The organism is Lapidilactobacillus bayanensis, assembly GCF_003946695.1.
GTDB classification, from domain to species: Bacteria; Bacillota; Bacilli; order Lactobacillales; family Lactobacillaceae; genus Lapidilactobacillus; species Lapidilactobacillus bayanensis.
On the sequence record NZ_RHOX01000036.1, the window covers coordinates 1 to 16,216 of the forward strand.

Annotated in this window: 13 protein-coding genes; 10 read left to right on the plus strand and 3 right to left on the minus strand. The window is 38.5% G+C overall.

Going from position 1 to position 16,216, the window contains the following annotated elements; all coding sequences use genetic code 11:
- Positions 1 to 69: 69 nt before the first annotated feature.
- A complete protein-coding gene (locus tag EKM65_RS10235; protein WP_164506912.1) occupies positions 70 to 546 on the minus strand; it encodes a helix-turn-helix domain-containing protein in 477 nt (158 codons plus the stop codon).
- Between the two features lie 662 nt (positions 547 to 1,208).
- Between EKM65_RS10235 and EKM65_RS10240 the strand changes: the two genes are divergently transcribed.
- The 8 genes from EKM65_RS10240 (at position 1,209) to rsgA (ending at position 12,873) form a co-directional block, all read left to right on the plus strand.
- Positions 1,209 to 4,970 (plus strand): SpaA isopeptide-forming pilin-related protein, encoded by a 3,762-nt coding sequence (locus EKM65_RS10240; RefSeq protein WP_125608154.1) that lies wholly within the window; start codon positions 1,209 to 1,211, stop codon positions 4,968 to 4,970.
- On the plus strand, positions 4,967 to 6,397 hold the full coding sequence (locus EKM65_RS10245; RefSeq protein ID WP_125608156.1) for a SpaH/EbpB family LPXTG-anchored major pilin: 1,431 nt from the start codon (positions 4,967 to 4,969) through the stop codon (positions 6,395 to 6,397). Before EKM65_RS10240 ends, EKM65_RS10245 begins: the two co-directional genes overlap by 4 nt.
- The gene (locus EKM65_RS10250; protein ID WP_125608158.1) at positions 6,397 to 8,235 is read left to right on the plus strand and encodes a SpaH/EbpB family LPXTG-anchored major pilin; all 1,839 of its coding nucleotides are present in this window, start codon (positions 6,397 to 6,399) and stop codon (positions 8,233 to 8,235) included. Before EKM65_RS10245 ends, EKM65_RS10250 begins: the two co-directional genes overlap by 1 nt.
- 65 nt (positions 8,236 to 8,300) lie before the next feature.
- Positions 8,301 to 9,476, plus strand: a complete 1,176-nt coding sequence (locus tag EKM65_RS10255; protein WP_125608160.1) for a class C sortase — start codon at positions 8,301 to 8,303, stop codon at positions 9,474 to 9,476.
- 222 nt (positions 9,477 to 9,698) lie between these two features.
- Positions 9,699 to 10,193, plus strand: coding sequence for a GNAT family N-acetyltransferase (locus tag EKM65_RS10260; RefSeq protein WP_125608162.1), 495 nt, complete (start codon positions 9,699 to 9,701; stop codon positions 10,191 to 10,193).
- Between the two features lie 113 nt (positions 10,194 to 10,306).
- Positions 10,307 to 11,119, plus strand: a complete 813-nt coding sequence (locus EKM65_RS10265) for a Cof-type HAD-IIB family hydrolase (protein WP_125608164.1) — start codon at positions 10,307 to 10,309, stop codon at positions 11,117 to 11,119.
- A 120-nt stretch (positions 11,120 to 11,239) separates the two neighbouring features.
- Positions 11,240 to 11,395 (plus strand): hypothetical protein, encoded by a 156-nt coding sequence (locus tag EKM65_RS11355; RefSeq protein ID WP_164506913.1) that lies wholly within the window; start codon positions 11,240 to 11,242, stop codon positions 11,393 to 11,395.
- Positions 11,396 to 11,856: 461 nt separating this feature from the next.
- Entirely contained in the window at positions 11,857 to 12,873 is a 1,017-nt protein-coding gene (gene rsgA / locus EKM65_RS10270) for a ribosome small subunit-dependent GTPase A (RefSeq protein WP_125608166.1), read from the plus strand.
- Between the two features lie 254 nt (positions 12,874 to 13,127).
- Here rsgA and EKM65_RS11625 read toward each other — a convergent pair whose 3' ends face one another.
- Positions 13,128 to 13,226, minus strand: a complete 99-nt coding sequence (locus EKM65_RS11625) for a DUF7000 family protein (protein WP_404803150.1) — start codon at positions 13,224 to 13,226, stop codon at positions 13,128 to 13,130.
- 95 nt (positions 13,227 to 13,321) lie between these two features.
- Here EKM65_RS11625 and EKM65_RS10275 point away from each other — a divergent pair, with 95 nt between their 5' ends.
- Positions 13,322 to 14,659, plus strand: coding sequence for a dihydrolipoyl dehydrogenase family protein (locus tag EKM65_RS10275; RefSeq protein ID WP_125608168.1), 1,338 nt, complete (start codon positions 13,322 to 13,324; stop codon positions 14,657 to 14,659).
- 133 nt (positions 14,660 to 14,792) lie between these two features.
- Here the strand turns inward: EKM65_RS10275 and EKM65_RS10280 are convergent, their stop codons facing one another.
- Complete coding sequence (locus EKM65_RS10280) at positions 14,793 to 15,203, minus strand: peptide deformylase (RefSeq protein WP_125608170.1); 411 nt, start codon at positions 15,201 to 15,203, stop codon at positions 14,793 to 14,795.
- 157 nt (positions 15,204 to 15,360) lie between these two features.
- Here EKM65_RS10280 and EKM65_RS10285 point away from each other — a divergent pair, with 157 nt between their 5' ends.
- Positions 15,361 to 15,789 carry a CopY/TcrY family copper transport repressor gene (locus tag EKM65_RS10285; RefSeq protein ID WP_164506914.1) on the plus strand — a complete coding sequence of 143 codons (429 nt, stop codon included), beginning with the start codon at positions 15,361 to 15,363 and terminating at the stop codon, positions 15,787 to 15,789.
- Positions 15,790 to 16,216 lie beyond the last annotated feature (427 nt).

Here is a 16,216-nt window from a genome sequence, read left to right on the forward strand (position 1 = left end):
TGGACATACAAAAATCCCTCCATAATCATCAGATGAATTATTATATTTCATCTGACAACCATAAAGGGATTATCGCAGTAATTCTGTCCCGTATAAGTGACCGTTTTTGATTTTTAAATTAAATTCAGCCAACATTTTATTTAAATGATTAGTTTGACGGAATAAAGTTGACTCACTGATATTTAAACTTGCGGCCAAATTAGGAACGCTATATGATGATTTATCAAATAAATGAAGCAGGATTTGATATTGAATGGTTTCATTTAGATAGATAACATACAGGTAATTACTATTAATTGAAGTTGGATTTAGTAGCTGGTAGGTCGTGCTGCGGTTCGTCGTATCAACAGTTAAAGTTAGATTTAACTCCGGATGTTTAAGCAACTTTGAGTTTAAGCGTGTGCTGGCCTCACGAATTGTAAACTTGGTGGAGTGTAAGTCGTCGATTAACTGCTTTTCGGTTATGATTGACTGATGCGCAAATAAATAGCTTGCTAATTCAACTTGCAGTAAGTTACTATCTGACATTAAACTAAATAAATTCACAAGAATGCCCCCTCTATCATTATGCCCACAATAAAAAATAACCATAATTATCATTAACAAATTCACTCGTACTCCCCATCGCAAGTGAATTTGCTATAAAATGTTCATTAATTAAAGTGTAGCAAGAACTTTTCACAATGAACCGTCAATCATTTTCTTAAAAATGAAAATAACTGACGACTTTTATATGTGATATATTGCGTAATGCATAATTATAAGTAATAATCGAATTTTAGCCTTTATTTGAAAATTATTAATGCAAAATATTCATTTTTTCCATCAGGATAAAGTAATCTTGTGATAACTAAAATTTTCTCATGATTACGACAAATGCCGGTAATTATGATAACAACATGTCTTAAGTATTATAACCTAGAATACTTAATTAGAAAAATAAGCTTTTAGAATGAATCTAAATAAGGAACAAGAGTTATTTAAATGCACACTACTTATCCATAGTCAAGGTTAAATCTTATATCTATTTATTTGAAATAATTCTGTATTAAATAACCGTCAGCATTTTTCGATTGGCAGGAAAATGTTGACGGTTATTTAACAAGGGAAAACCCTATAATTATTAATGTAACAGTTCTGAGCATATAACGTTTTATACACTCAGAAAAAATGTTAAAAATTTATTAAGGAAGGGATGAGAGGGAGGTATGAAGATTCGTAATTGGTCACAATCTTTCGTATTAGTCGTTATTCTGAATATGCTGATACCATTCTTTGCAACTTTTGCACAAACACGGAATGTTTCAGCAGAACCAATTGATTCTAGTACGACAGTTTTAACTGATACAAGTCTAGGCAAAGCAACGGCCACATATCACGCTGGTAATAATCAGCTAGAGTGGACTGTTGATGTTTCTAAATCTGGGACAACCAAAACCAAATTTGGATTTGCGCTTAGACGCGGAACACAATATCTCACACCAGAGAATATTACTGGACAAAACAAAACTGGGCAAAAAGTTGCGTTTAGTTTAAATTCTCAGAAGGTGTTGACCGAAGACACGGCATCTGATCAGTCCATTGGTACAATTCGTTTGAAGTTTAGTACTAGTGTTGCTGATCATGTTGAATTAACAACGGTTGCCACTGATTCAGCCAATAAGAACTTATTGACTGGGCAAAGTACCAAGACGATTACCATAATGCAAACCGCCCAAACTGATGAAGAGCCGCTTAATAATCAAGCGACGACGTCAGATCAAACTAAGGAAGGAAATGCTAGTAGCAGTTCTTCTGCTGTCGCTTCAAGTGAAGTGCCAGACGAGACAACTGCTAACGCCAATGCTCCTGGTACTGCAGATACTTCTTCCAAGGCAGAGGCTGAATCAGACTCATCTGCTTCCTCAGAGAAAGATTCTAAGGATTCTGATGAAACAACTGAAGGAACAAGTCTCTCAGATATTATCCCCAACACCTTACAAGGTGTGACTGTTGGACAAACAGCAGCAGGGGATACTGAAGTTACCAACTATACTAATATTCCACCGGTTTATAATGACAATGATAGTAACGGTGAAGGAACTCATCCAACGAATAGTTGGTCTGATTCTGATAATGTTATCAATCATCAAGGTCATACAGGTGATTCGACAACTGGTAGTTGGAATAATAATGCTGACGACCGCTTCATCTATTATGGGCAAGACGCAACTAGTGATTCTTATGACTTTGCGATTAAGAAGTACGCGACAGAGACATCTACGCCAGGTGAATTTGATGTTGGATTAAATGTCAAAGGTAATTCATCACAATTAGTTACACCCCTAGATATCATGCTGGTGGTTGACTGGTCAGGTTCTATGAACGCCGATCAAAATGGCGGAAGTGATCGAATTGGCGCAGCTAAAGAAGGTGTTAATAAATTTGTTGATGCTTTGAGTAATTCTGGTATGGGCGATCGTGTTGAATTAGGTTATCTTGGCTATTCTAGTGAAGGTGATCGGTATAAAAATGGTTTAATTCCACTTGGCGACTTTAATGATGTTAAAAATGATATTAAAACATTTACTCCTGATAGGGCTGCAGGTGGTACTTTTACACAAAAGGCCTTGCGTGATGGCGCAGCACAGTTATTAGCAAATCAGAATGGTCATAAAAAAGTATTGGTACTGTTAACAGATGGTGTTCCAACCTATAGTTATAAAGTAACAAGTGCTCATAGTGACACTGATGGATTTACAATTGGAGATACTTTCTCTGATACTCGTGAAGGACGAGGAAATACCTCAAGATTGAGCTCACCCTATAATGTTACTAATGCTAATGGTGGAGATTCTCTTGAAGTTGAGAGCACATTTAGTGCCACAATTGGCGAAGCAGATATAATTAAAAATTCGGGTATTCAGATCCACGGATTAGGAATTCAACTGGGAGCCGATGGTAATTATTTAAATAAGACACGAGTTGAAAACTTAATGAAAAAAATGACATCAACGGACAACAATGGGGCATTGTATTATGAATCTGCTAATAGTGCCCAAGACATTGTCGACTACTTAACCAGTAAGGCAATTACCTTAACCGGGTCAGTCGTTGGTGGTGAGATTGACAATCCATTAGGTAGTCAATATATCTATGACGATTCAGATGTAACGGTTAAGAGTGTTGGCTCTGTTCCAGTTACAACAAGTGGTATTCAAATTGATAGGTCAAATGGTAAAGTCACGGTCAAAGGTATTAATTTAGGTAAGGGACAAGAAATAGAAGTCCATTATAAAGTGCATCTTAATACCGAAGATAAGAACTTTAAACCAGATTTTTGGTATCAGATGAATGGTGAAACAACCTTGGCACCAAATGATAGTAATCCAACTAACAAAGTTGATTTCGGCGTGCCATCTGGTAAAGCACCGGCAACTAAAATTAAGGTTAAGAAAGTCTGGGACGAATACAATAAGCCAGAAAAACATCCCGATGTTAATTTTACTGTTGGCCGTAAGACAACGACGTCTGATAGTGCTTGGAAAGAAGCCACTGGCAAGCTATCCGAAACAACTGGTTGGGATAAAGAATTCGATCAACTGACGGTTGATGGTTCATCTGTCTATTTACCGAAGTTTAATAATAAAGGTGAAGATTTTACTTACACCGTTAAGTCTGAAACTCAAGTTCCTGGATATGATATTCCTTCTATTGATAAGGATAAAGACGGTCAGTGGGTAATTACGAATAAACAGAAGTTTAGCCCGCTATCATTAGAGGTTACTAAAGTATCAGGTGATGATGCTAGCATGAAGTTAGATGGCGCTACTTTTGAGTTAAGTGGTGGCGATTTAAATGGTGCGATCAAATTAACTGACAATGATGACGGTACTTATTCATTACCTGCAGGTACAAAGCTTAACAAAGGTCAAAAATACACCTTGACTGAAACAGCTGCTCCAGCTGGTTTTGAAATTGCCGATGCTAATCCATGGCAAATTGAAATTCAAGCTGATGGCAAAGTTGTTGTTACAGACAAAGACGGTAACAAAGTTGATAGTAAAATCAATCAAGATGATGCTGATAATCCTATCATTGGCTTGAACATTGCTGATCCAGTCAAGGAACAAGAATTCCAAGTCGAAAAATATCGTCAAGATAGTAATGACAAACTTGACGGTACCGAATTTACTTTGACTAAGTATAGTAAAGACTGGTCTGATCCTGCTGGTGAGTCAATTACATTTACTGGTAACGGTGCGGCTCAAAATATTAAACCTGGTTATTATATCGTTAAGGAAACTACGGCTCCAACTGGTTACCAACTTGATGATACTGAATATAAATTCTATATTGACGATCATGGTAAGATGTTCGATGCCGATGGCAATGAAATCACTAAAGATTCATTGGCTGGTAAAGAAGGTTTCTATTTAACAGATAAAGGTTTGGCTTTCGTTAAGTATGACGATTTGAAACCATTTGATGTTCAAATGAAGAAGATTGACAAGGACAGTAATAAACCAATCGAAGGTGTTACTTTTATTACCGGTACTAAATTGGACGGTAATGATGTTGTTGAAGAAGCAAGTGGTACTAGTGATGCTAATGGTTTGTTGAATTACAAGGATAAGGATGGTAAGACCTATAACTTTGTTGCAGGCAAGACCTACTACTTCCAAGAAACAGATGCAACCAACAAGTATCAAAAACTTAAAGGCTACTTTGAGTTAGTAATCAGTGCTGATGGCAAAACAGCAACATTAACTTATCATAATCCAGACGGCACCACTAACACTGTTGAAGTTAAGATTTCAATGGAAAATGGTAATCATATTACCTTTACAGTAACTAATAATGCTAAGGCACCATTGCCAAGTACTGGTGGCCACGGAATCTTTGGGTATCTGGCAATTGGTTTGTTAGTGATTGCCATTGCGATGATAGGCTTGCTTGTTAATAATGCGTATCGGAGGAAATTAAGATGAAAAATATCAAGAAGTTATTAATCATCATTTTCTCGCTTACAATTTGTAGCATATTGGCTATTCCAACTCGATCGTCACAAGCAGCAAGTGATAATGTTGATATCGTTTTGCACAAACTGGCATTAATAAAAGGTGCTAATGAAGATTCGGCTAGTCTGCTTAAAGACTACGAAGGCATCGGTGGGGCTAAATTTGCAGCTTATGATGTTGCTGATGAATTTTACCAGCTGCGAGCTAAAGGTGTTTCTGTCGTTGATGCACAGAAGCAAATTGCTAGTGCAACACCAACTAATACACCGATTATGGAACGCACAACTGTAAGTTCAGGTGCTGAGAAGGGCGCAGCTCATTTCAATTTACCACGTAAAACTGCAGATGGTAAATATGCCATTTATTTGTTCAGAGAAATTACAACTGATTCAAAAGATGGTCAAGCACTAAGCCAAGTCATCGTTTTGCCGGTATATGATCAAGGTAAGGAATTAACAACAATTGATCTGTATTCTAAGAACGGTGAGCTTCCTGATGAGCCAACTGAACCGGAGAAACCAATTGAACCAACAATTGACAAGAAGGTTGCTGGTCAACAAGGTGGTTATCAATTTGGTGATCATATCAATTATCAGATTGCGGTTACAGTTCCGTCTGATCTCTCTAATAAAAAGAAATTTGTGATTTCTGATTCGAATATCAGTCACAATTTAATTCCTGATTTACAAACTTTAAGGGTAATGCAGGGCTCAACTAATTTAACTAAATTATTTAAACAAACAAGAACTGCGGACGGTTTTTCGTTACAATTACAAGATTTTAAAGCTTTAAGCAAATATGCTGGTAAGCAAATTGTTGTTAGCTATACTTCAGCTTTAGTAGTCAACCAAGAGAATGTCAGCCAAAGTGAATTTTTAAACACGGCAACATTAACAACTGATGATCAAACCTTAAACAGCCAAGCCGTTGTTAAGACAGGTTATAAGAAGTTTATCAAGGTTGATTTGAATAATCAGAAGAAGAAACTAGCAGGTGCAACCTTTATTATTCGTAACAACCAAAAACAATATTTAGCCAAAAGAAATAATCGCTACTATTGGGTTAATAATCGTCATGAGGCTAATATCGTACAGTTAACATCACAAACAGATGGGTCATTTATGATCAACGGTTTGCGTAATGGTACTTATTACTTGGTTGAAACGAAGGCACCAACAGGGTATCACATGGGCAAAGATGCTATAGCATTTAAAATTGATGCTCAAAAGAACCAAGTACAAACAATCTTAAAGGTTGTCAATCAACAAATTAAACGCGCAGGTTTATTACCACAAACAGGCGAACAAATACAACAATGGTTAACAGTTATTGGCCTAGTTGTTATCGCCTTGGTTCTGATATTATTCAGGCGTTATAAAAAGGAAGGTAATAAATAATGAAAAAAGTTGGTAAAAAAGTCTGGGGCGTTTTAGTGGCATTATTGTTAATGCTACCGACAATGACTGGTTTAGTAAGTACAACACAAGCACATGCAGCAAGTGATAACGCAACAATTATTCTTCATAAAAAGAAAATGACCACATTGCCAGATCCTACCATCCAAAATACTGGTAAAGAAATGTCAGAATTTGATCAATATGATGGCTTAAGTGATGTTGAATTTAAGATTTATGATGTTACTGCAGAATATTATGCTGCACGGGCTGAGGGCAAATCAGTTGAAGAGGCCCAAGCTGCGGTTAAAGATTTAACAACCGGTACGGCTATTGACACTCAAGTAACTGATAGCAATGGTGATTTAACTTTTGCTAACTTACCTAAGAAGTCTGGTGATCATGATGCTGTTTACGTTATTGCTGAAACACCAAAAGACGGTGTGACTAGCGCTGACAACATGGTTGTTGCATTTCCAGTTTATGAAATGAATGCTGATGGCACCTATACTGATAATGAGCTTGATACAATTCATCTCTATCCTAAGAATACAGTTAGCGTTGACGGTTCTATGAAGTTAACGAAGACAGGTTCTGATAATCAAAAATTAAACGGCGCTGAATTTGAAATCTCTAAGGAAGAAGCCGGCGTCACTAAGTATCTCAGTGGTGTAAAAGATGGTTTATATGTTTGGTCAGAAAATGAAGCAGATGCAAAACAATTTGTTACTGGTAATACTTATGGCATTGGTGACAATGATTTCACTGAAGTAACTGGTAATGAAGGTGAATTGATTGTTAATGGCTTAGAAGTTGGTGACTATAAGATTACCGAAACAAAGGCTCCAGAGGGTGCAGCTTTAATTGATGGTGAAACAGTTAATGATTTCACTATTACTGAAGATAACACTTCTGACAAACCTGTCTTAGTTGATGTTAAGAACGATACCGCTCCTGAAATTACTAAAAAGGTTGAAGGCCATGATTATAATATTGGCGATTTAATCAAGTATACAATTACTGTTAAGATTCCTGATGGTATTGCTAACACTGAAGGCGATATTTATACTAAATTCAACATCGTTGATAGTCATAATGCTGCCTTGACTTACGTTCAAGGTGCCACTGGTGAATCATTGACAGTTAACGGTCAAGCAATTGACTTTGATGTTAATCCTATTAATGATGACGGCTTCACAGTTATTCCAAATATTGATCAATTGAAGAAATATGCTGGTAAGACTTTAACATTTACTTACTTCATGAAGTTAAATGATAAAGCTGATCCAGATGTTGATTATGAAAATACGGCTGAACTTGATACTGATCCAGACTTTGATCACAAACCAACTCCTCCAGTAGATGTTGTTACTGGCGGCAAACGTTTCGTCAAAGTTGATGGTGCTTCAAAAGACGAATTAGCTGGTGCAGAATTTGTTGTCCGTGATGCTAACTCTGATACTGCTAAATATTTAAAGATTGACCCAACAACTAAAGAAGTAACTTGGGTTGATTCTGAAGCAGATGCAACAACTTTTACAACCGGTGCTGATGGTTTAGTAGACGTAACTGGTTTGGATTACGGCACATACTATTTAGAAGAAACTAAGGCTCCTACTGATTATGTTAAGTTAACTGATCGGATTGAATTTGAAGTTGCCGAGGGTTCATACGGCAAGCCAGGTTCATTAGTTGATCCTAAGGAAGTTGCTAACACTCATAAAGGTACATTACCATCAACTGGTGGTAAGGGTATCATTGCGTTCGTTGTTGTTGGCTTAGTTGCTATTGCTGGCGCAATTGTTTACTTTGCTCGTAACAAAAAACATGCTGAAATTTAGTGTATAATGATTAAAGGCTAGGCAAATTCTGCCTAGCCTTTATTTTTTTAGTGGAGCTATATTTGATGAATAAGAAAAAGCAAAAAAGCACAAAGAAAAATGGTAAATTAGTAACTAATATTCTGATGATGTTTGTACTCATTTTTGGAATTGGCGTCTTACTTTATCCTTTTGTTTATGATTCTTTAAATACGATTTTGGATCAGCAAATTATTAATTACTATCAGCACAAGGCTAATCAGAAAGATCAAGAACAAACCGCCAAGGCTGCTGAAGCGATGAAAAAGAAAAATGATGCATTAAAACATAGTCAGCAAGTTGGTCGGGATCCATTTAAAAAGAAAACGAAGAAAAAAGAAGTAAAAAAAGGCGTTGATTATTTTAAGAAACATACAATTGCTTCGATCAGCATTCCTAAAATAAAAATCAAATTACCAGTTTTTGATGAGACGACTGATGTTTTACTTTCTAAAGGGGCTACTTTACTGGAGGGTACTTCTTATCCAATTGGTGGCAAGAGTACACATGCAGTTATTTCTGCGCATCGTGGCTTGGCTCAGGCACGATTATTTACAGACTTGCCGAAACTTAAAAAGGGTGACTATTTTTATCTTCATATTAACCATGAAATTCATGCTTACAAGGTTGATAGTAAGCGAGTTGTTGAACCCACTGATACGAGTCATTTACTGATTGTTCCTGGGCAAGATTTAGTGACGTTACTCACCTGTACACCTTATATGATCAATAGCCATCGCTTATTAGTTACTGGACATCGTGTTCCCTATATTCCGAAGAAGATGGCTAAAGATTTACAACAGAACAATAACTATCAAATGATTCGTTCATATTTGATTATTGGTTTGAGTGTTTTATTGTTGATTGTCTTTATCACTATTCTCTGGCGAATTATTCGTGGTTCCCAGATTGCTCGACGTCAATATTTAATTAATCTTGAATATCGTTTAGGTGGTGTTCCAGTCGCTGATACTAAGTTGGGTCTGTATAATGCCTCTGGCCGGACACAGATGAGACATGATGGGCAACCGATCATCTTTACGACAGATGCTGCTGGGAAGATGATTGATATTCCGTTAAAAGGTGGACGATATACACTTAAATTTGATAATAACAAAGTTTTCGCAAAACTTTATGTTAAAAGAATTTCTGATAAACAGTTTGCTATTAAGGTTAAAAGGCCTAGCAAATTACTTGATGGCGGAATTGTTGACTATCATTAACTTGGATTATTATAATTCTATCTAATTTTTAAATTAGCTGGTTGAGCAATAAGAATATCTCAAACAATGTGGCTGAATGAGCTGTACCCTCAAAGTTGACGTAAAACTTTGAGGGTATTTTTTATTTCTAAAATTAAATCTTTAATTGATTGGTGATAATTAAAACCATTTGAAAATTTCGGTATAATAAGGACAATAAAAGGATAAACGAGGTCATTCAATTTGTCATTAACATTCATTGAAGCAACACGCGCAGATTTACCACAGGTTGTGGCAATTTATAATCAGATTATTCCTAGTCGTTTGGCCACGGCGGACTTGCGGCCGGTTACAGTGGCGTCACGCATTGAGTGGTTCAATGCTTTTAATCATGAGCGGCGGCCGCTCTGGTTACTTAAAAGTGATGCCGAAATCGTTGGCTGGGTCGGCCTGGAATTGTTTTACGGACGACCTGCTTATGTACACACTGCGGAAATTAGTATTTATTTAGATCAACATTTTCAACATCAAGGTTTGGGGCAACAAGCACTTGATTATGTGATCAGTCAATTGCCGCGTTTAGAGGTAGACACATTATTGGCCTATGTTTTTAGTCATAATTTACCAAGTCAAAAGTTGTTTCAGCGCAATGGTTTTGCCAGATGGGCTCATTTACCAGAGGTAGCCTTAATGGACGGACAGAAACGCAGCTTAGATATTTTAGGCCGTCATTTTTAACAATGCAGAATAATTAAAAGGGTCGCTTTTACTTTTAAAAATGGGACTTAGATCACTTTTCTTCCGGTAAAATAAAGTTATCATTAAAAAACGACTAGAAGGTAGGAATTACAATGACGATTAAATTAATTGCGTTAGATATTGATGACACTTTATTAACTTCGAAGGGTGAAATTTTACCAAGTACCGCAACTGCAATTCGGACGGCACTAGAACGTGGAATCAAAGTTGTCTTGTGTTCAGGCCGACCGCTGGCGGGAATTAAGCCTTATTTAGATCAGTTGGGGATTGCCGGCTCTGAACAATACGTGATTGCGAATGGCGGTGGTATGATTGAAACCGTCACAGGTGATACTGTCACCACACATTTGATCAACAATGCGGATTATCGACAGATGACGGCATTTGCACAAGAACGACAAGTCCCGTTCAATGTTGTGAGCAGAAATAGTGAGATCATTACCGCCGATCGCAATATTTATTGGCTAATTGCGGTTCAAGCCTGGGAAAATAAAGCAGGGATTTTAGTGCGTGATCCAGTCGAATTACCTGGTGATTTTCAAATTGCTAAAGGTGTTTTTGTCAATGATGAGGCTAGTTTAGACGCAATAGAAGCAGATGTGCGGGCCGAATTTTCTGATCATTTATATGTTGTTCGCGCTGGACGGGAATTTTTAGAGATTATGAATCCTAACGCGGGTAAAGGTCGAGCTCTAGCAGATTTAAGTCGTATTTTAAATATTGTCCCGGCAGAAGTGATGGCAGTTGGCGATGAGGGCAATGATATTGCCATGTTTCATTTCGCGGGTACTGCGGTCGCGATGGGGAATGGCACCGCTGAAGCTAAACGTCACGCTGATTTTGTGACCGGTGCGAATGATGACGGCGGTTTAGCTGCTGCTATTAAAAAGTATGCTTTGTCATGATTGAATAATGAAAACTGTTGCTTTGTGCTTCTTCGCGCTTGCGCAAAGGTTGCATACAAAGTGTCGCGCGTGTCGTGAGGGAAAATAAATACTTTGCGCTGGAAACGTGGTGGACACTGCTTGAAGCCAATTTTTTACAAAATTGTCTCCAAGACAGGTCTTACTGTAAGTGGTAAACCACTAACAGTAATATCACCACTGAGCGGTATTTATTTTCCCTCACTAAACAAACAAGATGGCAACCTTTGCGCAAGCGCTGAATTGACAAGTGGTTGAAGTACTTCTATTTTTCAGGAGCACAAATTCACTATTAAATCACACCATATTATCTCTTTGGCCAGTGCCGGAGGAAAATCGCGGTCAGCCGCGGAATTCTTGTTAATGGTTTACCATTTACAAGAAAGATTGTATTTGAGACAAATTTATTTGGCTCAAATCAAGCTCGCAGCGTTCCACCAGCGTATTTCCCGTAGGCACGAAGAACCACAACATAACAGTTCTAGGGTTTATTTTTTACAAGAGAGTTCGTATTTCCCGCAGGTACGAAGAACTGCGACGTGACAATTCTAAGATTGATTCTCAAATAAATTAAAATAGACGATGGGGCTTTTGCTCTGTTATAATCAAGTTATCTTATTCAAAGGAGGAAATTTTATGACAACGAATAATGAGGGCATTGTGCTAGCTTAGAGGCTAGTAGGCAGCCTCCAAGATCAAAATTTGAGGAGGATCCACAAGTGCATTTACAAAATAACGAACAACAGTACCAAATTAGTTTGCAAGCACAAACTAATTACAAAGTGATCGATCACAATCAAAAGGAACAGTTGGCCAAACTTTCAGGGCAATTGCTGCAAGAAGGTTTGCGGCCGGCAGTGGGTGATTATGTCATCGGTTTACCGCAACCGGATTTTATTTTGATTAAGCAGATTTTACCGCGAAAGAGTGTTTTACAACGCCAAAATTTTGGTGATAATCAACAAGCTCAAGTTATCGCAGCAAATCTGGATCATATTTTTATTACCATGTCGTTAAATCAGGACTTCAATTTAGCGCGTTTGGATCGCTATTTAACTTTAGTTTGGGATAGCGGTGCTAATCCAGTGATTGTTTTAACCAAAGCTGATTTAATTGCGGCCGATTTATTGGCTGAACGTCGTGCACAAGTCGCTGCGACTGCCTTTGGTGTGCCAGTTTTAGTGACGGAACAAGATCGACCTGAACAAGTTCAAACAATTTTTGCACCGTATTTAACACCGCAGCAAAATGTGGCCTTTGTTGGCTCATCTGGTGTGGGTAAATCAACGCTGGTTAATCTATTGCAACAAGAAACGACGATCAAAACTAAAACAGTCCGTGCTGATGATGACAAAGGTCGGCATACAACGACGACGCGAGCACTATATGTTTTGCCTAATGGTGCAAAAATCATTGATACACCAGGTATTCGTTCTGTTGGTGTAGCAGGTGTCAGTCAGACAGCGACTGATCAAAGTTTTCAAGATATTGCGACTTTGGCACAGCAGTGTCGTTTTAATGATTGTCAGCACCAGACTGAACCCGGATGTGCAGTCAAAGCTGCAATTGCAGCTGGCCAATTGGCACCAGGACGTTTAGCAAGTTATCAAAAGTTGCAAATTGAAGTGCAATACGCCGGTTTAAATTCACGACAAATTGGACAGCTAAAAATTGAACGAATGCTTAAAGATGTCGGCGGTGTTAAGGGACTTAAGAAAACATTAAAGAAGAAATAAGTTTAATCGCTTAGGACTAATTATTGATTAGAATGAATGACCTTCGTTAACGTCAAACATTTTAAAATTGAATGATCGTATTAAAAAAATCTATTCTAAATAAGAATAGATTTTTTTGCTTCGAGCAGTGATTTTTGAATAATATTAGTAGCTAGTCGGGTTAAATTATTGAGGTCTGGATCTGATTCAATGACGGTGTCAAGCACCGCGTATTGGGGTATTGTCAATTCATCCTTGTTTCAACTTAAGTCCTTTTACTTTTCCCAGTAATCAAGCTGTCTTTCGGTAGTTTGAGCCATGGCCCAGAATTCAAACTGTATTTTCTGGTGGTTGAGAATAATTCCGAATCTCAATTTGCGATCACGTCAGAATTGTTCAAAGCGTAGGAGACAATTTCTTTTTCTAAGCGGCTCGGCTGTGCTTTAATAAGGCAGTGGAGGGATATGCGATGACTAAATTTGATGTTCTGATTATTGGTGGCGGACCGGCCGGATTAGCCGCCGCCTATGGATTAAAAGCTGCGGGTCAAACAGTTGCGATTGTTGAGAATGATTTGTGGGGTGGAACTTGTCCAAATCGCGGTTGTGATCCGAAAAAAATCTTGTTGGCTGCAGTTGAAGCACAAACTGCCAGTCGTCATTTACAAGGCTATGGTCTGCAAAAGATACCGACGATTAATTGGCCTGATTTAATGGCTAGTAAACATTCCTATACTGATGGTATTAATGACGGGACACTAGCCGGTTTGCAAAACGACCAAATTACGACTTTTTATGGGACGGCGCAATTTACTGGTCCACAAACATTGCGGGTGAATGACACTGAATTGACTGCGCAGGCTATTATTATTGCGACTGGGCAACGTCCAAGTTTGTTAACAATTCCCGGAGCTGAATATTTATTGACGAGTACCGATTTTCTCGATTTTGCGGAAATGCCTGCACGCGTTACTTTTATCGGCGGTGGTTATATTGCCTTTGAACTCGCAACGATTGCGAATGCGGCTGGCGCTGACGTGCACATTGTCCAGCATAATGATCACTTTTTACGATCCTTTGATTCCGAATTCGTTAATGATTTAATCACCCAGTTGCAGCAACAGGGAATTCATTTTGACACTAATGTTACGCCCACCGCACTTAAAAAAGTAGGTAACGAATTTATCCTTGAAGGTCATTCTGATTTTAAATTAGCAACGGATGCTGTGATTTGTGCCACGGGTCGCGTGCCCAATGTGGAAAAATTAACCTTAGCCAACGCTAACGTTGAAGTAGATCAGCACGGCATTGTGGTGAACGATCATTTACAGGCAACAACTAATCATCATGTTTACGCCATCGGTGACGTGGTTAGTCGTACTCAAGCTAAATTAACACCAGTTGCTAGTTTTGAAGGTCGCTATGTGGTGCAACAAATTTTGAAGCAGGCCGACCAACCAATTAAATATCCAGTCATTCCAACGCTCGTCTACGCCACACCAAAGTTGGCTCAGATTGGGATTAGCGCCCAACAAGCGGTTGCTAATCCCAAACGATATCAATTGCACGATCTGGATTTAACCAACTGGTTTACTTATCGTCGAATTCGCGAACCCCAAGCACGAGTTAAAGTTGTGATTGAACAAGCGACTGGTTTGATCGTTGGCGCTAGTTTTTTAAGCGAGCTGGCTGATGAACTGATTAATTATTTTGCTAATTTAATTAATCAACGTGTGACATCTGAACAGTTGGTGCAGCAGATTTTTGCTTACCCAACGCCGGCAAGTGATTTAAGTTATTTCTATTAATGAATTGAGTGTCACGTATGATGACTTAGATATCACGTAATAAATTGAACGTTACGTAATAACATTGAACGTATGCTAAAAATTATTGTCAGAAAATTTGCCTGACCAGTTTTTAACAACTTTTAGGTTATTGTTAAATGATAATCCCGTTGCAATGATCAATTTCATGCTGAATAATTTGAGCAATGAAATCGGCGAATTTTTGCGTGGTAGGTTTGAAGTTTTTGTCTAAGAATTTCACGGTGATATTTTGATAGCGAGTGGTCTGGCGTTCACCTAATAAAGAGAGGCAGCCTTCTGCCGTTGAATAAGGATTACTTTGCGCGGTAATTTCCGGATTAATCATCAGTACCGGTAAAACGCCCATTTGCACGATAATAACGCATTTGTGTTCACCAATCATATTGGCCGCCATGCCGACGCAAACGTCCTGGTGAGCGCGGAGGGTGTCTAATAAGTCGGTTAAAACTTGTTGGTCGGCAATTGTAGCTGGTTCAGATTTAATGGTTAAAGATTTTTGATCGTGGTTAATGGCTCTAATCATTTTGATCACCTCAGCTATTATTTTAGCATAGTTACCGTCATGAACGCGCGTGGACGGCGATTTCGCATCATTGACAGATGTTAAGATAATCGTTATAATAATCAGTGTAATCTACAATTGTAAATATTAAACGAAATATCTGAAATGAGGGTTAATCATGGCGGTTGATGCAACGGAAGTCACTTCTTCTGAATGGGAAATTATGCGGGTGATCTGGACTAAAGGCGCGATTGATACGAAAGCCATTATCACGATCATGCAGGAAAAGCGCGATTGGACTGAGTCGACGATTAAAACTTTATTACGTCGGTTAGTCAACAAGAATATTTTAACAACGACTAAAGAAGGGCGGCAGTTCGTCTATCACGCCAACGTTAGTGAATCAGCGGCGATGACGGCCACTGTTAACGACGTATTCGCGCGTCTTTGCAATATGAAAAAGGGCGCTGCCATTACTGATTTGCTGCGCGACACCGACTTGTGTCAGAGTGACATCCAAGCAATGCAGGCTGTCTTAGCTGATAAATTAACAACCGCTCCGGAAAAAGTTGCCTGCGATTGTTTGCCAGAAGATTGTGAGTGTTAAATCAGTCGGTTTGTAGTTAATTAATGCAAACTCCCAAAATTGTTATGTTGTGCTTCTTCGTGCCTGTGGGAAATACGCTGGTGGAACGCTGTGGGCTCGACTTTAAGCCAATCTACGATTGTCTTAAAGCTCGGCCTTGCCGTAAATGGTAAACTATTAACGACAATGTCACAGCTGACCGCGATTTCCCTCCGGCACTGACAAACGAGATGTGGTGTGATTTAACAGTAAATTTGTGCTCCTGAAAATTAAAAGCACTTCAACCACTCGTCAATTCAGCGCTTGCGCAAAGGTTGCCCTCTTACTGGCCTAGTGAGGGAAAATAAATACCGCTCAGTGGTGAAATTGTAGTTGCAGCTTTAGCTGTTACTACAAGACCTGTCTTGGAGACAATTTTGCAAAAATTGGCTTCAAGCAGTGTCCACCA

Bases quoted from the DNA above. Each gene is read 5' to 3' on its own strand.
- EKM65_RS10245 (WP_125608156.1), top strand. From the start codon at position 4,967: ATGAAAAATATCAAGAAGTTATTAATCATCATTTTCTCGCTTACAATT.
- EKM65_RS10255 (WP_125608160.1), top strand. From the start codon at position 8,301: ATGAATAAGAAAAAGCAAAAAAGCACAAAGAAAAATGGTAAATTAGTA.
- EKM65_RS10240 (WP_125608154.1), top strand. From the start codon at position 1,209: ATGAAGATTCGTAATTGGTCACAATCTTTCGTATTAGTCGTTATTCTG.
- EKM65_RS10275 (WP_125608168.1), top strand. From the start codon at position 13,322: ATGACTAAATTTGATGTTCTGATTATTGGTGGCGGACCGGCCGGATTA.
- EKM65_RS10285 (WP_164506914.1), top strand. From the start codon at position 15,361: ATGGCGGTTGATGCAACGGAAGTCACTTCTTCTGAATGGGAAATTATG.
- EKM65_RS10280 (WP_125608170.1), bottom strand. From the start codon at position 15,203: ATGATTAGAGCCATTAACCACGATCAAAAATCTTTAACCATTAAATCT.
- EKM65_RS10265 (WP_125608164.1), top strand. From the start codon at position 10,307: ATGACGATTAAATTAATTGCGTTAGATATTGATGACACTTTATTAACT.
- EKM65_RS10250 (WP_125608158.1), top strand. From the start codon at position 6,397: ATGAAAAAAGTTGGTAAAAAAGTCTGGGGCGTTTTAGTGGCATTATTG.